Genomic DNA, 19334 nt, shown 5'->3' on the forward strand with positions numbered 1-19334 from the left:
AATTTGCGGCATGAGCAAGAAAAACAAGAACGTTCAAAAACCCACCAAGGAGTTCATGTTTCAAAAGAGAAACTATTTGTTCCTTTTCATTGGCATAGCTTTTATTGCCTTGGGCTTTATTTTGATGAGCGGTGGTGGCAGCGATGACCCCGAAGTCTTCAATCCAGATATCTACAGCTTTAGACGAATCCGTTTGGCGCCCACTTTGGTGCTGATCGGTTTGGGCATCCAAGTATATGCCATCTTGTTGAACCCTAACAAAAAGAAAGACTAATTTGGAGCTTATTGATGCTATCATCCTCGGCATTATCCAGGGATTGACCGAATTTTTGCCCGTATCGTCCAGTGGACATTTGGAGTTGGGAAAAGCCATTTTGGGCGCACAAGCCGTTCCCGAAGAAAGTTTGTTGTTCACGGTGATCCTTCACTTTGCCACTGCTTTGAGTACCATTGTGGTCTTTCGCAAGGATATTCTTGAAATTTTAAAAGGGCTTTTTCAGTTTAAATGGAACGAGGAGACCCAATTTTCCCTAAAGATTGTTATCTCCATGGTTCCCGCTGCATTGATCGGGCTGTTTTTAAATGATTTTATCGAGGTGTTTTTTGATGGGGCCATTGTTATTGTCGGGATTATGCTCATCATTACCGCAATTTTGCTCTACTTGGCCGATTTGGCCAAAACCACGGACAAAGGGGTTTCGTTCCGAAGTGCTTTTGCCATTGGAATGGCACAAGCTGTGGCCATATTGCCGGGAATTTCCCGAAGCGGGGCCACCATTTCAGCTGCCGTTTTGTTGGGTGTGGATAAAACAAAATCCGCCCGGTTCTCATTCTTGATGGTTGTTCCCTTAATTTTAGGGAAGGTGGCCAAAGATCTGTTGAGTGGTGACATCAATTTCCATGGAGACCAAGCCGTGGCCATGGGGGCCGGATTTATAGCTGCTTTTATCGCAGGTCTTGCTGCCTGTACTTGGATGATCAAACTGGTACGCCAGAGCAAGCTTACCTATTTTGCCATTTACTGTCTAATCGTAGGGCTCATTGCCCTTGCTTGGAGCATTTGGGGATAGATCAGTACTTTTGTTGTAAACCCCGAAGCCTTTGAAAACCAAAGAAGATTTTTTGAATGGTCAAATTTTGTTGATCGACAAACCGTTGGAATGGAGTTCCTTTCAGGCGGTGAACGCGCTCAAATGGGCCATCCGGAAAAAATTTGATCTCAAAAAAATCAAAATAGGCCATGCAGGCACTTTGGACCCATTGGCCACCGGCCTTTTGATCATCTGCACGGGAAAGTTCACCAAAAAAATTCCCGAATTTCAAGGGCAGGTCAAAGAATATACGGGAACCTTCACCTTGGGTGCCACAACTCCATCCCATGATCTGGAAACCGAAGTGGACCAGACCTATCCCACAGAACATCTTACGGAAGCAGCCATAAAGGAAGCCACAAATCAGTTTTTAGGGGAAATTGACCAAGTCCCTCCTATCTTTTCGGCCTTAAAAAAAGACGGAAAACGGTTGTACGAATTGGCCCGGGAAGGCAAGGACGTCGAAATTAAATCAAGAAAAATAGAGATATTGGAATTTGAAATTACCCGAATTGCATTGCCCGAGGTAGATTTTCGGGTGGTCTGTAGCAAGGGAACTTATATTCGCTCCTTGGCACACGATTTTGGCAAAGCTTTGGGGTCTGGGGCCTATTTATCAGCCCTTAGAAGAACCAAAATAGGGGATTTCAACGTAAATAATGCTACGAGCCCCAAGGTTTTCAAAGAAAATCTGTGATCTTAGGCCCAAAAAGCACTCCAGTAGTCGGTTGTATTAAGATCACGGGGTAAAATATTTTTGAAAAAAAGCGGTTATAGTAAAACTATGAACCTTAATAGAAGTCAGTTATCACTTTTAATTACGTTCTTCTCCATGTCCATCGTGGTTTTGTTGTTGTTCAACATCCACTTGGGAGGTATACAGGAAGAGGAGTATGTTATTGAAATGAGCCTGGCCGATGAGGATATCGAAGAATTGTTGGAAAAAGAAGAAGAGCGATTGGAAGAATTGGCCAACAATGACCCCATTAAGAGCCACATGGCCTTCAACGAAACCGCAAAGCCCACCATTGGAAATCCAGAACCTTTAAAAACTTTGGAAGAATTGATTGAGGAACGGGCCATGAACAGTGAGGAAGGGGAATACTCAGGAGACAGTGATTTTTCTGAACAACTAAAGCAATTGGCTGCCAAACGGGATGAAAACAAACAAAAGTTGGGTGAGCGCGATGCCCAAAAGGAAGAATTTACCAATTATTTAAAGGATAGGCGCACCTCCATTTCATTTTCCTTGGTGGAGCGAAATGCGTATTATCTCCCCCCTCCCATTTATACGTGTATTGAAGGCGGAAAAGTGGTCATCAATATCAGCGTGGACAGAAACGGCTATGTTACCGAGGCCACTTTTAACGACAAAAGCTCTGGAACCAGTAACGGTTGTCTGGTGGACAATGCCATTGCCTATGCCCTTAAAGCACGGTTCAGTGCAGATTCCAAGTCATCTCAAATTGGAACCATCACTTATCTATTCCAAGGGAAGTAAGTCCAAAATATCCTGTAAAATACCCTCTCCTTTGTCCTTGTTATACCAAACCTGAAGCTCCTGTTTAAACTCAGGGGTTAGTTTGCCTTGTTCTTGCTTATAGGCATTCACCATTTCGGTTGCCACACGTGGTCTTGGACCCCATTCCCCAACAATTTGCTTGTTTTCCACATCCCACAGAATCACTTTGGGAATGGAACGGGCTCCCTTGGTCAAAAAAGCATCCATGATTTCAGGGACTTCATCCCTGAGGATAATTTTATGGTCGATATTTGGATTGAATTCGGCTATCTTGTTGATGACAGGCAAACTGTGGGCAGCGTCCCCGCACCAACTTTCGGTAATGGTCAGGAATACCAATTGTGATTTTAAACTGCTGATTTGTTCTTGAACTCCCTCAGGAATCACAAAAGTTTTGTCCCACCGCTTCATTCTGCGGTCATTGAGCTGGGTATATTGTATGTTCGCTTCGGTTTGACTGTGGCCAGTAGTTTGTTCCATTTCAACCAAATGATGTACCAAATCCCTATATGTTCCATAATCCATCCCCATGGAGATGCCTTGCTGCACCAAAGTGGGCTTATCTTGTTGTATGTGCTTTTCCAATACTTCCATAAAAACTCCTTTCTGCAAATTTATCCTTCAAAAACAGCCTATCTTCTGACTTTTGTCATTGGTTGTATTAGACTAAAAAACCTTACAAGATTCTCAATTTGGTCTTTACGGTCTTAAGAAGTTCCCATAACTTTAGCTAAAATTTGTACCATGGACAAACATCGATGTGGTTGGTGTGTTGGCGACCCCCTATACGAAGCATACCATGATTTGGAATGGGGCGTTCCCATAAAGGATGATGACACCCTTTTTGAGTTTTTGATTTTGGAGACCTTTCAGGCAGGGCTCAGCTGGATCACCGTTCTTCGGAAACGGGAAAATTTTAGGGAGGCGTTTGACCGTTTTGATTATAAAAAAATTGCTGGTTATGATCAGGATAAAATTGATGGCCTTTTGCAAAACCCGGGCATCATCCGAAACAAATTAAAGGTGAATGCCACGGTTTCCAACGCCAAAGCCTTTATGGACATCCAAAAGGAATTTGGGAGTTTCAGTGACTATATCTGGGGGTTTGTGGATGGAAGTCCTATTAAAAATTCGTGGGAAAATTACAAACATGCCCCTGCAACCAGTGAAGTTTCGGACGCCATCAGCAAGGATTTAAAAAAACGTGGGTTCAAATTTGTGGGCAGTACGGTCATCTATGCCCACATGCAGGCCACGGGCATGGTAAATGATCACGAAATACATTGTTTTAGATATGAGGAGGTTTAGTTCCATTTTTATAGGCCTATTGTGCTTTTTCCAAGTGGGTTTTGCCCAGAACAAGTACGAAAAGGAATCAAGGATCAAAAAGGAGGCATTTCCTGAAAAAGCGTATGATCTTATTTCAGCGTATTTGGAAAATGCCAAACGGGTACGGTTTTACCAAGAATCGGACAGCACCAAGAAAAGTTTTGAGGCAAAATTCAAAAAAGGAAGGTTGCATTATAGTGTGGAGTTCAATGCGGAGGGTGACTTGGAGGATGTGGAGTTCATCATCAGGGAATTTGACATTCCTGAAGACACTTGGAACACTATCAAATCCTACCTCAGCTCAAATTATCCCAAGTTGCGCATCAAAAAAATACAGCAACAACACCCGCTAACTGAAGATGACCCAGAAAAAACCGTATATGAAGCCTTCCAGAACTTGATGTTGCCCCATATCAACTATGAAATCATTTTTTCATCCAAGAAAGAACGAAAGTTTCAATCCTATGAAGCTTTGTTCAATGCTGAAGGCAATTTGGTGAATATCCGTAAATCATTCCCACCAAGCTACGACCATGTCCTCTATTAAATGGTATTGTTTTCTTGTTGTTGTTTTGTGCATCCAGACCATACCTGCGCAAGATAACCTTACGGGGTATTGGCAGCCCCAATTCGCCATTAATTATGATGTGGGCCCTCTTTATTCCCACAACTTTTCGGTGGCCAACAGAAATTATGTCATTGATGACAGTGCGCTTCAACTTTCAGGTCGGCAACTGGACATTGCCCATTTTTCTAATTTTAAAATACAGGACAACCAAAGCATTGCCTTGGGCATCCAATATCGGTTCAGGAATGTTTTTGAAGGAAGAGGGGATGAACTCCGGTTTACCCAGCAGTTTAATATCACCAAGAAACCAATTGATGTACGTTATGGCCATCGATTTAGAACAGAACAACGTATAACCAAGCTCCTGACCGTTCATCGATTTCGATATCGGTTTGCCGTTGATTTCCCCTTAAAGGGTGAAAAATTGGATATTGGGGAACCTTATTTTGTGGGCAGTTTTGAAAATTTGCTGAGTGTTTCAAAAAATGCTTCCCCCCAATATGATACCCGATTGACCGGACAAGTTGGGTGGCAACTCCAAGGAGGACTTAAACTTCAGGTGGGTTTGGAATATCGACTGGAGGATTATACCTCCCCCTTACCCCAAAACGTGATCTTTTTACTCACCAGTGCGCAGCTGTCCCTATAACAGTTCCATGAATTTTTTTCTGGGAATCAGTTCGGCCCCCAAGCTTTCCAAATGATCGGTGTGGACTTGGCAATCAATGAGTCGGTACCCTTTTGCATCCAACTCCTGGGCCATTTTTATGAAAGCATATTTGGATGCGTTGGGTCTAAGACTGAACATGCTTTCCCCACAAAACACTCCGCCCAAATCTACGCCGTACAGTCCACCCACCAAGTTGCCATCCTCCCAAACTTCGTATGATCGGGCAAATCCTTTTTTGTGTAGCTCCGTGTAGGCTGATTTCATCTTTGAGGTGATCCAGGTACCCTCTTGACCTTTCCGTTCTACTTGGGCACACTGCTCTATGACTTCGTGAAAATATTTGTTTTGGGTCAATGTCAACGAATCATCACGCAAGACCTTACGCATACTTTTGGACACTTTCGCCTTTTTTGGAAAGAGTACCATCCGTGGGTCCGGGCTCCACCACAAAATCAAGGCATCATCATTGAACCATGGAAAAATGCCGCTTTTGTAGGCCAACAAAAGTCTTTCAGGGGACAAATCGCCACCAACGGCCAACAACCCGTCTTGATTTGCTGTTTCAACCGGCGGAAATTCCAATCTGTTCCCTAAAAAGTGCAGGGGAAAGTTTGCTCCGTTATTTTCCAAAATGCAATTTTTACTAAAATACGGAATAGGACTAAAAAATAAGAAGGCCAGCTATATATATGGCACTTCCCACAACCATGAACATCAAGGTGTAGGGCAGTATTTCCCTGGCCTGTAATTTGGTAATCCCCAATAAAGGAAGGGCCCAAAAGGGTTGCAACATATTGGTGACTTGATCCCCGTAGGCCAAAGCCATGATGGCCTTGGGCAGCGGAACCCCCAACTGTAAGGCAGATTGTAGCACCAACGGTCCTTGAATAGCCCATTGACCTCCTCCGCTGGGCACAAAAATATTAACGAGCCCCGCACTTAAAAAAGTGAAAATGGGCAATGTTGTTGCCGTGCTGATGGAGACAAAAAAATCTGAAATGGTATTGATCATCCCACTTCCAGCCATTATGCCCATAATCCCAAAATACAGCGGGAACTGAATCAGGATTCCAGCGGTATCGCCAATGGCTTCCTCAACCGCCATTAAAAAGCTTTTAAAACTGCCATGGAGTATAACGGCCAACCCCAACATAAAAAAATTGAGCATGTTCGGGGTGATGTTCAGCGTTTGGAGCGCAGGTAGATATTGCACTAAAAAAGCGAGTAAAATCAAAAAGCCAAATACGGTTGAGGTCCATGGGGAATAATCCAATTTTTCTGCGCCTTGCAAATGCTTCCCTTCCGCTGATTTGAATTGGTAGCCCTTCAAATCGGTGGTCGTGGTACTGGTCTTTTTGCTCAGGTAATAGGCCAGACCGGTAATGGAAAGGGACACCACGGCAAACAAAATGAGGTTCCAATAGCTAAAAACGGTAAGGGCCGTGGAAATGGTATCGGGCAAGCGGGCCAATACATCGCTACTGGCATTATTCTCCAACAAGCCCTTCAAATGACCGGCCTCAGCAACTTTTATGGGAGCCGAACCACTGATTCCACCGTGCCAGACCATTAAACCGGAGTATCCGCAGGCACCCACCAGTGGATAATTGATGGAAATATTGTGGGTTTGGGCATATTCTCCCACTTTTCGGGCCAAAATCGCCCCAAAAATAAGCCCCAATCCCCAATTAAAGAATGAAACCAAGAGCGTGGGCAGTATCACCAATATTGTGGCACTGGATGTGTTTTTAACCAAACTGGTGATTCGCAGAATCAACCGCTCCATGGGTTTGCTCAGCACCAACACGTGGCCCAGCACCAGAATGAGCATCATCTGGTAGGCAAATACCAAAAGCCCATTGTTCCAGATACCATCCTCCCAATACGAAAGAATGGCTATGAAATGGTTTCCATCGGAACTGTTGTCCGTAAAAACCAATGCCAGTACCATTGTGAGCACGGTAAGTAGCACCGCAATGGTGAATGGGGAGGGCATATACCTCCTAAAAATACGTTCTATGACCTTGGTAAGGTCCAATGCTGTGGTTTAGAAGGGTAGATCATCGTGGTCTTCCTCATTGAGGTCATCAGCAGGTTCAAAGGCTTCCATGGGCGGAACCGGGGGCATGTTCTCGGTGTTGGCTTCAGACTGAAGGTTTTCGATGCGCCAACCTTGAATGGAGTTGAAATATTTGGTCTCTCCCTGTGGGTTCACCCATTCCCTTCCTCTCAAGTTTATACTGATTTTCACCATTTGCCCTACGCTGTAATTGTTCAGCAAATCACATTTATCTTGTACAAACTCCACCAAAATATGTTGTGGGTATTGTTCTTCGGTTGTAACGACCACCTCTCTTTTTCGGAAACCGTTGTTTCCGTAGGTTTTGGTCTCATCTATCATTTTTATTCTTCCCTGAACTTCCATGTACGCTAATTTTCAATGAATTTCAAATGTACATAAAATGATGTCCAATGGAAACCCAAGTTTATCACGAAGTATCAACATATTTTTCATTTTCCGCTATCTTTAATCACAATTCCATTAAAAAATGAACTTTAGCCCAAAGCGAAAAGCTTCCAATATCATCATGCTGATTTCGGCTTTTATTATTGTTAGCCTGATTTTGTGGAACACCAATAGCTTTTTTAGGAAGTTCAAGGAGGAAGAACGATTAAAAATGGAAATTTGGGCCACGGCGCAATCGGAACTCATTCAATCTTCCGTGGATCAAGAGCTGGGCAACCTGACCTTGAAGGTCATGGGCAACAACACTTCCACCCCCATGATCTTGATGAACGAGGAGGGATCCTACAAAACCCATAACATTCCTGAGGAAAAGATTTCCGATAGTAGTTATATCAAGAAAAAGGTGCAGCAGTTCCGCAACGAAAATGAACCCATTGAGATCATTCAGGATGGAGAACTTTTGGAGACTTTGTATTACGGAAATTCCGAGGTTTTGAACAAATTGAAGTACTACCCCCTTGCCCTGTTGTTGATCATCTTTTTGTTTGCAGCGGTCATTTTCTTTTTCTTCCGAACCAACAAAGCATCGGAACAGAACAAACTTTGGGCAGGTATGGCCAAGGAGACAGCCCACCAAATCGGTACCCCATTGACATCGCTTTTGGGCTGGAACGAGTTGTTGAAGTCGGAGGACATCAATCCAGAAATCACTATGGAAATTGCCAAAGACATAGATCGATTGCAAACCATTACGGAACGGTTCTCCAAAATTGGGTCCATCCCCGAACTGGAGGTGCACGATATTGTGGAAGAGACCAAGAAGGCGTATGAGTATTTAAAGAAACGAAGTTCCAAGCTGATCCACTTTTCCTTTAGCTCCAATGTTGATGAACTTTATGTGCTTTTAAATCCCCCTCTGTACAACTGGAGCATTGAAAATTTGGTGAAAAATGGCATTGATGCCATGAAAGGAAAGGGAAATATTGCCATCCAAATTGATAAAAAAGGCCAAAATGTTAATATATTGGTTTCGGATACGGGGCACGGTATCCCAAAAAGTGATTTTCAAAACATCTTCAGTCCGGGGGTAACCTCGAAAAAAAGGGGATGGGGATTGGGACTTTCATTAGTAAAAAGAATTGTGGAAGAGTACCATAAAGGAAAAATTAAAGTACTTTCGTCCAGTAAAGAAGGAACAATCATGCAAATTTCGCTAAGAGCAAAATGAACAGTGAACCATGTCAAAGGAAAAACAAATTGTAATAAAGGACGCTGACATTACCAATAACTGCCCCGAATGTTATAACCAAGAATTGAAGCTTACCTTTTACCAAAAACATACTTTAAATCCATTTTATCACAGGACCACCGGCGAGGTGACGCACGAGATAAAGTGCAAGAAATGCCATTCCATCATTTATCCGGTAAACTGGACCCCAGACATTGAGCGGGTCTTCGACTATTACAATAAACTGGTGCGGCCAGACCGACCTTCGGTGCGGTTCACCACCCTATTTTTTATTCTCCTCATTTTGATTTTGTGCCTAGCGGGTGCTGCGGTCTATTTTTATTTGGAAGGGCTTATTTAAGCTGCTCCCTGATTTTGTCCGCAATGGCCTCAAACTCTTTGGCTTCCAAGCTTTCTTTATGTTGAAATGTTGCATTTTTCATGCTGTGTAGCGGAATAAGGTGCACATGCACATGGGGCACTTCCAAACCAATGACGGACATTCCCACACGCTTGCAATCCACGGCGGCCTCAATGGCCTTGCCCACTTTTCTGGAAAAAGCCATTAGTTTCATGTAGGATTGCTCATCCAAGTCCAAAATCTTGTCCACTTCTTTTTTGGGAACACATAGCGTATGCCCTTTGGCATTGGGGTTGATGTCCAAAAAGGCAAAATTATCGTCGTCCTCTGCAATTTTATAACAGGGAATTTCTCCATTGATGATCTTGGTGAAAATACTGGGCATGTCAGCTTGGTTTTAAATAAAAAATCCTGTCGGGTGACAGGATTAAATATAGGCATTCTATAAACTTTTAATTACGTGTGATCTCCAAAATCTCCAACTTTAACGTTCCGTTGGGCACTTTGATTTCGGCCACATCACCTACGGATTTTCCCAACAGCCCTTTTCCAATGGGTGAGGTCACCGATATTTTACCCGATTTTAGGTTTGCCTCACTTTCGGCCACCAAGGTATATTTCATCTCCATGCCATTGGCCTGGTTTTTTAATTTCACTGTGGACAATACCAATATCTTTGAAGTATCCAACTGGGACTCGTCAATCAATCTGGCGTTGGACAAGGTTTCTTCCATCTTGGAAATCTTCATCTCCAAAAGACCTTGGGCCTCTTTGGCAGCATCATATTCCGCATTTTCGGACAAATCACCTTTGTCCCGCGCCTCTGCTATGGCCTGCGAAGCTTTGGGGCGTTCCACATCCTTTAGATGGTTTAGCTCCTCTCTCAATTTTTTTAATCCCTCCGCAGTATAATAAGATACTTTGCTCATATCGTCACATTTTTATGCAAAAGAGCATTGAAGAAAATCAAAAAAATTTCCCCAATGGTCTTGTTCTCTACAAATACAAAAAATCCTCAACGATCACCATGCCTAACATGGTTTTTAGCGAGGATTTAACGCAAATATAGGTAATTTTTGATCAACTTTGTGCAGCGATGAATTGAAATCCAAACCATGAAGCACATTTGGGGCTGCGTCCTACTTATAGTTCTAATTTCCTGTAGTTCAGACAATACCAACAGAAATCCCTATCTTCAAGAGGTAGGTTTTAGGTTTGATATGAACCTAAATCTTCCGCTCTATAATGGGTTGAACACCATTGGGAACCCCGTTTATGTGGGAAATAATGGGGTGGGCACCCGAGGAGCTTTTGTAATGAGAGCTGGATTGAGCGGCTCCCAATTTGTTGCATGGGAAGCCAGTTGTCCCAACCATACCCCCAACAATTGTTCTACTATGGACATTGATGGCCAAAATGTGGTCTGTGACTGCGAAGGCTTTACCTATAATCTCTTTACGGGACAGCAACTGGATCGGCCCGATGATGGCAAAAGATACTACGACCTTCTTTTTTACCGGGCCACACAAAGCGGAAATACAGTAACCATATCCAACTAATAATTTAATATGCAATACAGAAAACTTGGAAAAACCGGACTTAACGTCTCTGAAATCTCTTTGGGAACATGGCAAGTGGGAGGCAAATGGGGTTCCGGTTTTGATGATTCCCTAGCAGAACGCATTATCAACGAGGCCATTGATGCCGGCATTAATTTTATAGACACCGCCGATGTATATGAAGCGGGCGCCAGTGAGGCTGCCGTAGGCAGAGTGGTAAAATCAAGGTCTGAAGATATTTACGTGGCCACCAAATGTGGGCGGCAGATCAATCCCCATGTCAATGAAGGCTATACCGTAAAAGCATTGCGGAAGTATGTGGAGGATAGTTTAAAAAATTCAGGCTTGGAGTGTTTAGATCTTATTCAATTGCACTGCCCCCCAACCGAAGTGTACTACAGACCCGAAATCTTTGAGCTTTTTGACCGCTTAAAGGATGAAGGCAAGATAAAAAACTTGGGGGTGAGCGTTGAAAAGGTTGAGGAGGCCCTTAAAGGCATGGAATATCCAAATGTGACCACGGTACAGATTATTTTCAACATGTTTCGGCAACGCCCTTCAGAGCTATTTTTTGAACAGGCCAAGAAAAAGGATGTCGGAATCATAGTTCGAGTACCCTTGGCGAGTGGCTTGCTCACGGGTAAATTTTCTTCCAACTCCACTTTTGAAAAGGACGACCACCGCTTTTTCAACCGTGAAGGTGCTGCTTTTGACAAGGGCGAAACGTTTTCCGGGATTCCTTTTGAATTGGGATTGGAAGCCGTGGAGGAACTCAAACAGCTATTTCCAAATCATGAAAATTTGGCACCAATTGCCCTACGTTGGATTTTGGACTTCCCTGAGGTGAGTTGCATCATTCCAGGAGCATCGAAAGCAGAGCATTTACATTCCAATCTGAAGGCCACAACGTTCCCAGCACTTACAGCCGAGCAGACCCAAGGAGTCAAGGCTATTTACGAGAAATACATTAAAAAAGAGGTACACCAACTTTGGTAGCCCATTTTTAATGTGCACCCAAAATCCGATCCATGATCCAACTGGTGTGCAATGCTGATTTTCCGAGGGACGGATGTTCACCATTGCCCAGAAAATGGTTTTTGATGTTTTCCACATGATGCTGTTGCACGTGTTCTGGATGTGGAATCTCCAATACTTGATGTCCAGCCGCATTTCTTAATTCAACTGGGGCCTCATCGAGTACGGCAAAGGTTATGGTCCCTTCGGAACCCAATAGTTCAACCTTGTCCACCCGATCATGGGTGCCAAAATTCCAAACACCCTCCCCAGTGATACCATTGGCATGCATCCATGAACCCGAAATGGCATCATAAGCGGTGTACAGCCCTTGTTGATTGGTGGCAACTCCCTGTGTTTTTTGGATATCACCCAGCAAAAAAGTAAACAGGTCGAGACCGTGACTGGCCAAATCATCAAAATACCCTCCTGGGGCCACGGTTTTATCCGTTCGCCAGTTGTATTCCCCGCTCAAATCAACTTTGTTGGGCGGTTGGGTCTTTTGCCAATGGATATGGCGCACTTCACCTATCCGGTTTTCTTCCAGCCACTGTTTTATCTGGAGAAAACGGGGCAATGACCGTCGGTAATAGGCAACAAAAAGTGGAATTCCCTTGGATGCAAAGGCCTCATAAATTGCCAAACTGTCCTGATAATTTGGGGCCATGGGCTTTTCAATACAACAGGGTTTTCCTACCGCCGCCACTTGAAGTGCATACAATTTATGGGTGTCAGGCGGAGTGGCGATATAAATGGCATCAACATTGGGGTTATCAATGACCGCTTTGGCATCGGTGGTCCATTGTGCTACGCGGTGCCTTTTTGCATAGTCTTCCACCTTTTGTGCATCGCGCCGCATTACCATATAGACTTCAAAACCAGAAGTTTTTTGATAGGCGGGTACGCTTTTCTTTTCGGCCACACTTCCACAGCCAATCACGCCCCATCGCAAGGGTTTATCTTCAGAAAAAAGAAAATGGGATTCTGTCATAGCCTATAAATGTACAGAATCCCATTAAAAATAGTCAAGGCAACTCAGTTCTCAACACAAAATTCTTTCAGAATTTTACATTAATTGACAGTTTTCTTTTTGACAATCCTCAAAAATTAACCGTGGCCCCAACCAAGAAATTGATTCCAGCTTGGGGATAATACCCAGCACCTTCAATGGTGGTGATGGTTCCCGGATTGGAAAAATCATCATCATACGTGAAGAAATAGCCGTTGGAAATAATATCGGCATCAAAAATATTGTTCACCAAACCAGAAAGAACAATGCTCTTCACAAACGATCCTGTCTCAATCACGTACTGCACATTAAAATCGGTTTGGGTATAGCTATCCAAGGTCGAATTTTCAGAATCGATGTTGCCCATGTACTGTTTTCCCACAAACTTTGACAAGAGTGAAACTTGAAAACTTTCATTAGGTTGAAACGAAATAACATTACCAGCCACCACTTGGGGCGAATAGGCAATATGGGTATTCCCCAAATCCTGAAGTTCGCCATCCCGTTGAAAAAAGAAATCGATGTTCCTATTATCACTCAGCGCAATATTGGGACGCAGCCTAAACTTGTTCCCCAATCGTAGATTGGCATCCACTTCAAGCCCCAAACGGTAGCTGTCCCCTACATTGGCACGGAGAGGTGCACCAACATCATTGAGTTCCCCGGTCAGCACCAATTGGTCCTTATAACGCATATAGTACACATTGGTATTCAACTGAAAACCCGGTGAAACGTAGCGCCATCCCAATTCAAAATCGTTCAATTTTTCCGGTTTTGGGCTACCATTTTCATAATCGTTTCGGTTGGGTTCCCGGTTGGCCCTGGCATACGACAAATAGAAATTGTTGTTTGGGTTCAAATTGAAGGTAACGCCGGCCTTGGGGTTGAAAAAGTTGAAGGTATCATCCACCAACCCCGTATCATCACCATTGGCCTGGTAACCAACACCTCTGTATTGCACATCTCCGAAAATGGACCATTTGTTGTTCAACTGATAATTGGCCTTGGCATAAACGTTCAGGTCGGTCTTTTTGGAATTGTCCTCGTAATAGCGATCTCCGATTTCACTGCCACTGGCATAACGGGCCCAAATGATTTCACCAAAATGGTCTCCTTTGTATTCATTATAGCCTCCACCAAGAATTAATTTTAGGTTGTCCTTGTTGTAGGTGGCCGAAAAAACGGTTCCATAGAAATCATTGTCCAGCCATCTTCTGCGGATCAAATCGGTGGTGTTTATGGTTTCCCCACCTATGTCGATAGGCTCCAAACCATAATCAGCAAATCCTTCATCTTCCCTGTACTGCTCAAAAAACCCTCGTCCACGGGTATAATGCAGTGCCAAGTTGGTGCTCCATTCGGGGCTTAAGGTTTCATTCCAATGCAGTTGAAAATGGTCTTGTTTGTAATCATCAACCTCATTGTTGTAAAACTGTCTGTTTCCATTTTCATCGAAATATATCCCTGCCGAATTGTATGTGCGACCTTCCTCTTCCAACTCTTCCGCGGTTACACCGTTCCAAGCTTGATAGGTGATTTCATGTCCTCCAAAAAGCAATGCCTTCACCAGGGTGTTGTCATCTTTGTACACGCCTTGAAGAAAGTAGGAGTCCAAGTCTGATCGTGCCCTATCAATGTATCCATCCGAATTGATTCTGGACAACCGCCCCGATATTTCAAAATGGTCGCTAAGGATTCCCGTGCTGAACTTGATGTTGTTCCTGAGGGTATTAAAACTCCCCACGGAAGAGGAAATCCTGGCATAGGCTTCTTCAGAAAAAGCATCGGTCAACAGGTTTAAACTTGCCCCAAAAGCCGCTGCTCCGTTGGTGGATGTACCCACACCTCGCTGCAATTGCAGACTTTGGGTGGATGAGGCAAAATCGGGCATGTTTACCCAAAAAGTCCCCTGGGACTCCGCATCATTGTAGGGAACACCATTGATGGTGACGTTTACCCTAGTGGCATCGCTACCACGCACCCGAATGCCCGTGTAGCCCACCCCAGCTCCTGCATCGGAAGTGGTGACCACGGCCGGTAAAAAGTTCATTAAAACAGGAACGTCCTGCCCCAAGTTTCGGGGGGTGATTTCCTCTTGATCCAAGTTGGAAAAGGTGATGGGAAACTCCTTGGTCACCCTAATGGCCTGCACCAGAACCTCGTCCAGCACCACTTTTTTTCCTTCCAAAGAATCGGTTTCCTGTTCTTGTGCGCTCAAACCAAGCGCCAAACCCGAAAGGGCCATTGTTGTGAATACGGTTTTAATACGATGACATTTGAAGTTTTTTGCCGATCGTCTTGTGCCACATTTTAGTGCTGTGGTCTTGCACTGAATAATTGAATAAAGCGGTTTCATCCGTAAAAATTTTACGAATAAAAGGGGTCATTATTCTTGTTACTATTTGATTTTTGTTTCTAAGGAAACATAGAAATTCCAAGATGCGCCTAGCGCAATCCCTTGGCAGCATTACCCGCCCAGGTTCATTGGGTATAATCTCAGCTTGTCCTGAACTTGTTTAAGGACCTGCCCAATTCAAGTTCGAGGCTTAAGCACCCCTTTGAGATGGCCACAAATGTATAATGCAGCACTCATTTTTCATAAGAATACGCAGAAATTAACTTTTGATAACAACTATGTGGTATCCCTCAATGCGTATATACTTTATCAACTGATGGCTATGGACCATAAATCCAAGAGAAGGTTTACCTTAAAAATCATAAGCAGCTATGTGGTATTGGGCATTTTGGCGATTTTGGCCGCTGCTTTTATGTATTCCGAATTCAAAAATTATACGGCTTCACAAAACAAGGAAGATGATAGTTTGAAGTTGGTAAAGACCAATGTTTTGCTGACCAATCTGTATGAGGCCGAAAACCTTTCCAAGTTGGCCCTTCAAACCAAAAATCCAAAAAACCTTAGGGCCTATGCACAAAAAGTGGATTCCATCAATACCCTGATTGATTCTTTAAAACCATTGGTTGACAATGGCGTTGGCCATCAAGCTACGAAGTTGGACAGTGTGCAAAAATTATTGCAGCAAAAGGTGTTCAACAGTGCTGAACTTCGAAAACTAAAAGTGGAGAACGAAAATACGGCCTCCATTGATTCCATACTTGAAGCCTTCCATAAAATGGAAGTGGACATGGGCCGAATCACTCCACAGACCTTTGCCCCCAACTTTAATCAATTGTCCCCTAAAATGCAAGAATCCATCCGGGAATATGTGGCCATTCTCAACAAAAACATCCCAAACCCCAACGGAAACACCAGTGCCAACAACATAGATTCCATTCTTCAGGTCTCCAAATCCATTTTAAACAAGGCCAAAGTTGAAAATGCGGCCATTGAACGCTCCATGTTTCAAAAAGAATTACAGATTTACAGGACCGACCTGGAGCTTTCACAGAAAATGAGGAGTATTATTTCTGCATTTGAACGCGACATTGTGCAAAAAGCTTTTCGGAACAACCTCAACCAGCAACAAATTTTAAAAAGAAGTACCCGACTGGCCGGAGGTGCCATTGTATTGGGCCTGTTGATCGTTATCCTTTTTACTTTTCTTATTTCTCAGGATTATTGGAAAATCCAACGCTATCGGGACCAACTGGAGCGGGAAAAGAAAAATTCGGAATCCATTCTCAAAAGTAGGGAGCAGTTGATTGCCACGGTGAGTCATGATCTACGAACCCCTTTGAACACCATCAGTGGTTATTCGGAATTGATGGAACATAGCGGTCTCAATGAAAAGCAACTGAGATACCTGAAAAATGTCAAATCCGCTTCGGGCTACGTGGAGAATTTGGTCAATGACCTGTTGGATTTCTCAAAACTGGAGGCTGGGAAAATACATTTGGAACGGGTTCCTTTTGTGCTTTACTCCCTTATCGAGGAAACCGCACTGCATTTTAAGGAAATCCATTCCAAAAAAGAGGTGGAACTCCAATTTGATATTACAGAGGATTTGAGCAAACCCATTCTCAGCGACCCCTTTCGAATGCGTCAAATCCTTACCAATATTATTGGCAATGCGTTTAAGTTCACCGATAAAGGTTTCGTGAAAATCATTACTTCGATTGAGGAAAACAACACTGGGCAGAAAGCAATCATCAAAGTGGTGGATACGGGTATCGGGATTGAAAAAGAAAAACAGGAACTGATTTTCAAAGAGTTTACCCAAGCGGAGAACACTACTGAGAAAAAATATGGCGGTTACGGTTTGGGACTCACCATTTCGAAGAAACTGACCGAACTTTTGGGTGGAACCTTGGTGCTGGAAAGTCAAAAAAGCAAGGGAAGCACGTTTACCATCTCCCTTCCTTTTGAGTTTTCAGAAAATCCTATTTCAACTCAAATTACCGAAAAACAGTATTTTCAAAGCCGTTTGTCATTGCTTATTCTTGATGACGACGAATCCATGCTGGGACTGTTGGAAGAACTATGTCGGGTCAATAAAATTGAAGTGCAAACCTTTACCAATTATTCCAAACTTGCAAAAAGGCCTCCCCAAAAGTACGATGCCGTCTTGACCGATATTCAAATGCCCAAGGTGGACGGTTTTGGCGTTTTGGAAAAACTAAAGCAAAATGAGTTGTCCCATTACAAGGGTCAACCGGTGATTGCCATGACCGGGCAGAAAGTCCGGGACAAAACCCCATATATTGAGGCAGGATTTTTAGGGGTTCTTCAAAAACCATTCTCCAGCGAATCCCTGTTGGATATTCTATCAAAAATCCATGTGTATTCGGAGCCTACCCATCATTCCATCCCCAAAAATGAGAAAGTTCCAAAACCAGCTACGGACCTATTCAATACGGAAAGCATCGCAGGTTTTTTGGACAATACCCATGCCGTTAGGGAAGTCCTTGAAGTTTTTATGGAGAATACCACCAAAAACATGGGACTCTTATTTTCGGCCATTGAGCAGAACGATACGGAAGAAATACGGTCCATTTCCCATAAAATGCTTCCGATGTTTCGTCAGTTACAAGTCAATGAGGTCATTCCAATTCTTGAGCGATTGGAACATTTGAACGGAGAGGCTCAAAATAAACAGGCTTTTGCTGATTTAACCCGTTTGAAAAACACCATTTCCAAGCTGGAAAAAGCAATAACCAAATACTTGACTACACTTCCAGTTGGTATTGGTTGATTTTATTGTAAAGGGTCTTTCGGGTCATATCCAGGAGTTTGGCCGCTTTGGTCTTATTGAAATTGGTCTGTTTCAAGGCATTCAGAATCCGTTCCTTTTCATATTCCGATTTTGAAAAATTGGATGATTCCATTCTTCCCGTTCCATTGGCCACCACATCTGGAACGGATTGTACCGTAACGGTATCTCCCTCAGAAAACAAAACAGCACGTTTTATCATGTTTTTCATTTCCCTCAGATTTCCGGGCCATGAATAGGTGCGGAACATTTGTTTTACCTCTTCCGAAAACTCCATGACTTCCTTGCCCAATTCCTCGTTGGACTTGTCCAGAAAATAATTGGCAAACAACATGATGTCCTCAGTGCGTTCCTTTAGGGAGGGCACCTCAATGGAAAACTCGTTCAGGCGGTGGTATAGATCTTCCCGAAAATCTCCTTCTTCCACGGCCTCCATCAGATTTTCATTGGTTGCGGCTATAATGCGCAGATCCAATTGGATTTCCTTGGTACTGCCTACCCGTTTAATCTTTCGTTCTTGAATGGCCCGAAGCAGTTGTACTTGATGTTCGTAGGAAAGGTTTCCCACCTCATCCAAGAAAAGGGTTCCGCCATTTGCAGCCTCAAAATGACCTATTTTATCCTCAATGGCGCCCGTAAAACTACCCTTGACATGGCCAAAAAATTCGCTTGTGGCAATTTCCTTGGGAATGGCGCCACAGTCTACGGCCACAAAATTTTGGCCTTCTCGCTTGCTGGCAGCATGAATGGCCTTGGCCGTAACCTCTTTTCCCGTTCCACTTTCCCCGGTCAATAAAACTGACATATTGGTGGGGGCCACCAATTGCACATATTGCTGTAGTTTCTTTGACTTTTTGCTCTCCCCGGCCAAAAAATGGCTTTGCCGTTCTTCTTTTTGGACTTTCCTTTCCTTTTGATCTATGGTGGGTTTGGCCTCAAGAGCATTTTGGATCACGGATAGAATTTCCTCTGGGGTGAACGGTTTGGAAATGTAATCAAATGCTCCCCTTTTCATAGCGTTGACGGCGGTCTTTACCTCTGCATATCCTGTCATTAAAATGACTTGGGTCTTGGAAGATTCTTCTTTTATATGGGAGAGGAGAGAGACCCCATTTCCTTTCGGGAGCCTAACATCGGATAGAATGACATCAAAAGTGGAGGTGCTTAATTTTTCCTCGGCTTCTTTTATGGAATAGCTTGTGGAAACCTCAAAATCATGTCTCGTCAAAAACTTTTGCAGCATTTGACAAAAAGAAGTGTCGTCCTCAATGATCAAGATTTTGGGCATAATCGTGTCAGTATCTAATATACGATGCCAACAACTTTTGGGACTCCCAAGGTTTTATAA

Annotated in this window: 21 protein-coding genes and 1 riboswitch; of the genes, 12 read left to right on the forward strand and 9 right to left on the reverse strand. The window is 43.5% G+C overall.

Annotation, left to right across the window (positions count from 1 at the left end; genetic code table 11):
* Positions 1-10 precede the first annotated feature (10 nt).
* The 4 genes from A7D14_RS15315 (at position 11) to A7D14_RS15330 (ending at position 2592) form a co-directional block, all read left to right on the forward strand.
* A complete protein-coding gene (locus A7D14_RS15315) occupies positions 11-274 on the forward strand; it encodes a DUF3098 domain-containing protein (protein WP_067036543.1) in 264 nt (87 codons plus the stop codon).
* A gap of 1 nt (position 275) precedes the next feature.
* Positions 276-1070, forward strand: a complete 795-nt coding sequence (locus A7D14_RS15320) for an undecaprenyl-diphosphate phosphatase (RefSeq protein WP_067036545.1) — start codon at positions 276-278, stop codon at positions 1068-1070.
* Positions 1071-1101: 31 nt separating this feature from the next.
* Entirely contained in the window at positions 1102-1788 is a 687-nt protein-coding gene (truB, locus tag A7D14_RS15325) for a tRNA pseudouridine(55) synthase TruB (protein ID WP_067036548.1), read from the forward strand.
* An 87-nt stretch (positions 1789-1875) separates the two neighbouring features.
* Positions 1876-2592 (forward strand): hypothetical protein, encoded by a 717-nt coding sequence (locus A7D14_RS15330; RefSeq protein WP_067036551.1) that lies wholly within the window; start codon positions 1876-1878, stop codon positions 2590-2592.
* On the opposite strand, the gene A7D14_RS15335 is transcribed toward A7D14_RS15330, so the two are convergent.
* The gene (locus tag A7D14_RS15335; protein WP_067036553.1) at positions 2575-3207 is read right to left on the reverse strand and encodes a thioredoxin family protein; all 633 of its coding nucleotides are present in this window, start codon (positions 3205-3207) and stop codon (positions 2575-2577) included. The two genes, A7D14_RS15330 and A7D14_RS15335, sit on opposite strands and share 18 nt — an antisense overlap.
* Positions 3208-3357: 150 nt before the next feature.
* On the opposite strand from A7D14_RS15335, the gene A7D14_RS15340 reads away from it, so the two are divergent.
* From A7D14_RS15340 to A7D14_RS15350, 3 genes are read left to right on the forward strand one after another with little or no spacing between them, the layout of a single operon-like run.
* Entirely contained in the window at positions 3358-3921 is a 564-nt protein-coding gene (locus A7D14_RS15340; RefSeq protein ID WP_067036556.1) for a DNA-3-methyladenine glycosylase I, read from the forward strand.
* A complete protein-coding gene (locus tag A7D14_RS15345) occupies positions 3908-4489 on the forward strand; it encodes a hypothetical protein (protein ID WP_067036559.1) in 582 nt (193 codons plus the stop codon). Before A7D14_RS15340 ends, A7D14_RS15345 begins: the two co-directional genes overlap by 14 nt.
* A complete protein-coding gene (locus A7D14_RS15350) occupies positions 4476-5159 on the forward strand; it encodes a DUF2490 domain-containing protein (RefSeq protein WP_067036562.1) in 684 nt (227 codons plus the stop codon). The genes A7D14_RS15345 and A7D14_RS15350 overlap by 14 nt, the downstream gene beginning before the upstream one ends.
* On the opposite strand, the gene aat is transcribed toward A7D14_RS15350, so the two are convergent.
* From aat to A7D14_RS15365, 3 genes are read right to left on the reverse strand one after another with little or no spacing between them, the layout of a single operon-like run.
* The gene (aat, locus tag A7D14_RS15355) at positions 5154-5810 is read right to left on the reverse strand and encodes a leucyl/phenylalanyl-tRNA--protein transferase (protein ID WP_255307473.1); all 657 of its coding nucleotides are present in this window, start codon (positions 5808-5810) and stop codon (positions 5154-5156) included. The genes A7D14_RS15350 and aat overlap by 6 nt on opposite strands.
* Positions 5811-5841: 31 nt before the next feature.
* The gene (locus tag A7D14_RS15360) at positions 5842-7218 is read right to left on the reverse strand and encodes a short-chain fatty acid transporter (RefSeq protein ID WP_083158119.1); all 1377 of its coding nucleotides are present in this window, start codon (positions 7216-7218) and stop codon (positions 5842-5844) included.
* A gap of 9 nt (positions 7219-7227) precedes the next feature.
* Positions 7228-7605, reverse strand: coding sequence for a DUF3127 domain-containing protein (locus tag A7D14_RS15365; protein WP_067036568.1), 378 nt, complete (start codon positions 7603-7605; stop codon positions 7228-7230).
* Positions 7606-7729: 124 nt separating this feature from the next.
* Between A7D14_RS15365 and A7D14_RS15370 the strand changes: the two genes are divergently transcribed.
* Positions 7730-8875 (forward strand): sensor histidine kinase, encoded by a 1146-nt coding sequence (locus A7D14_RS15370; protein WP_067036571.1) that lies wholly within the window; start codon positions 7730-7732, stop codon positions 8873-8875.
* Between the two features lie 10 nt (positions 8876-8885).
* The gene (locus tag A7D14_RS15375) at positions 8886-9236 is read left to right on the forward strand and encodes a hypothetical protein (RefSeq protein ID WP_067036574.1); all 351 of its coding nucleotides are present in this window, start codon (positions 8886-8888) and stop codon (positions 9234-9236) included.
* On the opposite strand, the gene A7D14_RS15380 is transcribed toward A7D14_RS15375, so the two are convergent.
* Positions 9229-9621 carry an HIT family protein gene (locus A7D14_RS15380; RefSeq protein WP_067036578.1) on the reverse strand — a complete coding sequence of 131 codons (393 nt, stop codon included), beginning with the start codon at positions 9619-9621 and terminating at the stop codon, positions 9229-9231. The genes A7D14_RS15375 and A7D14_RS15380 overlap by 8 nt on opposite strands.
* A gap of 67 nt (positions 9622-9688) precedes the next feature.
* A complete protein-coding gene (gene greA, locus A7D14_RS15385; RefSeq protein WP_067036581.1) occupies positions 9689-10165 on the reverse strand; it encodes a transcription elongation factor GreA in 477 nt (158 codons plus the stop codon).
* A 186-nt stretch (positions 10166-10351) separates the two neighbouring features.
* On the opposite strand from greA, the gene A7D14_RS15390 reads away from it, so the two are divergent.
* Both A7D14_RS15390 and A7D14_RS15395 read left to right on the forward strand, forming a co-directional pair.
* Positions 10352-10795 carry a hypothetical protein gene (locus A7D14_RS15390; protein WP_067036584.1) on the forward strand — a complete coding sequence of 148 codons (444 nt, stop codon included), beginning with the start codon at positions 10352-10354 and terminating at the stop codon, positions 10793-10795.
* Positions 10796-10804: 9 nt separating this feature from the next.
* Complete coding sequence (locus A7D14_RS15395; protein ID WP_067036587.1) at positions 10805-11791, forward strand: aldo/keto reductase; 987 nt, start codon at positions 10805-10807, stop codon at positions 11789-11791.
* Between the two features lie 7 nt (positions 11792-11798).
* Here A7D14_RS15395 and A7D14_RS15400 read toward each other — a convergent pair whose 3' ends face one another.
* Together A7D14_RS15400 and A7D14_RS15405 are read right to left on the reverse strand one after the other, a co-directional pair.
* Positions 11799-12800: a Gfo/Idh/MocA family protein gene (locus tag A7D14_RS15400; protein ID WP_067036590.1), complete on the reverse strand. Its 1002-nt coding sequence runs from the start codon at positions 12798-12800 to the stop codon at positions 11799-11801.
* A gap of 109 nt (positions 12801-12909) precedes the next feature.
* Positions 12910-15063, reverse strand: a complete 2154-nt coding sequence (locus tag A7D14_RS15405; RefSeq protein WP_067036594.1) for a TonB-dependent receptor — start codon at positions 15061-15063, stop codon at positions 12910-12912.
* Positions 15064-15255: 192 nt separating this feature from the next.
* Positions 15256-15386: riboswitch (TPP riboswitch) on the reverse strand.
* 110 nt (positions 15387-15496) lie between these two features.
* On the opposite strand from A7D14_RS15405, the gene A7D14_RS15410 reads away from it, so the two are divergent.
* Positions 15497-17968, forward strand: a complete 2472-nt coding sequence (locus A7D14_RS15410) for a hybrid sensor histidine kinase/response regulator (protein ID WP_067036770.1) — start codon at positions 15497-15499, stop codon at positions 17966-17968.
* On the opposite strand, the gene A7D14_RS15415 is transcribed toward A7D14_RS15410, so the two are convergent.
* A complete protein-coding gene (locus tag A7D14_RS15415) occupies positions 17943-19274 on the reverse strand; it encodes a sigma-54-dependent transcriptional regulator (protein ID WP_067036597.1) in 1332 nt (443 codons plus the stop codon). The two genes, A7D14_RS15410 and A7D14_RS15415, sit on opposite strands and share 26 nt — an antisense overlap.
* Between the last annotated feature and the right edge of the window lie 60 nt (positions 19275-19334).

The sequence above is a fragment of the Allomuricauda sp. CP2A genome (assembly GCF_001683915.1).
GTDB lineage: Bacteria > Bacteroidota > Bacteroidia > Flavobacteriales > Flavobacteriaceae > Flagellimonas.

What these genes read in the sequence shown, in the direction of transcription:
- A7D14_RS15315 (WP_067036543.1), top strand. Translation starts at nt 11, where the DNA reads ATGAGCAAGAAAAACAAGAACGTTCAAAAACCCACCAAGGAGTTCATG.
- A7D14_RS15330 (WP_067036551.1), top strand. Translation starts at nt 1,876, where the DNA reads ATGAACCTTAATAGAAGTCAGTTATCACTTTTAATTACGTTCTTCTCC.
- A7D14_RS15335 (WP_067036553.1), bottom strand. Translation starts at nt 3,207, where the DNA reads ATGGAAGTATTGGAAAAGCACATACAACAAGATAAGCCCACTTTGGTG.
- A7D14_RS15340 (WP_067036556.1), top strand. Translation starts at nt 3,358, where the DNA reads ATGGACAAACATCGATGTGGTTGGTGTGTTGGCGACCCCCTATACGAA.
- A7D14_RS15345 (WP_067036559.1), top strand. Translation starts at nt 3,908, where the DNA reads ATGAGGAGGTTTAGTTCCATTTTTATAGGCCTATTGTGCTTTTTCCAA.
- A7D14_RS15350 (WP_067036562.1), top strand. Translation starts at nt 4,476, where the DNA reads ATGTCCTCTATTAAATGGTATTGTTTTCTTGTTGTTGTTTTGTGCATC.
- A7D14_RS15365 (WP_067036568.1), bottom strand. Translation starts at nt 7,605, where the DNA reads ATGGAAGTTCAGGGAAGAATAAAAATGATAGATGAGACCAAAACCTAC.
- A7D14_RS15370 (WP_067036571.1), top strand. Translation starts at nt 7,730, where the DNA reads ATGAACTTTAGCCCAAAGCGAAAAGCTTCCAATATCATCATGCTGATT.
- A7D14_RS15375 (WP_067036574.1), top strand. Translation starts at nt 8,886, where the DNA reads ATGTCAAAGGAAAAACAAATTGTAATAAAGGACGCTGACATTACCAAT.
- A7D14_RS15380 (WP_067036578.1), bottom strand. Translation starts at nt 9,621, where the DNA reads ATGCCCAGTATTTTCACCAAGATCATCAATGGAGAAATTCCCTGTTAT.
- greA (WP_067036581.1), bottom strand. Translation starts at nt 10,165, where the DNA reads ATGAGCAAAGTATCTTATTATACTGCGGAGGGATTAAAAAAATTGAGA.
- A7D14_RS15390 (WP_067036584.1), top strand. Translation starts at nt 10,352, where the DNA reads ATGAAGCACATTTGGGGCTGCGTCCTACTTATAGTTCTAATTTCCTGT.
- A7D14_RS15395 (WP_067036587.1), top strand. Translation starts at nt 10,805, where the DNA reads ATGCAATACAGAAAACTTGGAAAAACCGGACTTAACGTCTCTGAAATC.
- A7D14_RS15400 (WP_067036590.1), bottom strand. Translation starts at nt 12,800, where the DNA reads ATGACAGAATCCCATTTTCTTTTTTCTGAAGATAAACCCTTGCGATGG.
- A7D14_RS15405 (WP_067036594.1), bottom strand. Translation starts at nt 15,063, where the DNA reads ATGGCCCTTTCGGGTTTGGCGCTTGGTTTGAGCGCACAAGAACAGGAA.
- A7D14_RS15410 (WP_067036770.1), top strand. Translation starts at nt 15,497, where the DNA reads ATGGACCATAAATCCAAGAGAAGGTTTACCTTAAAAATCATAAGCAGC.
- A7D14_RS15415 (WP_067036597.1), bottom strand. Translation starts at nt 19,274, where the DNA reads ATGCCCAAAATCTTGATCATTGAGGACGACACTTCTTTTTGTCAAATG.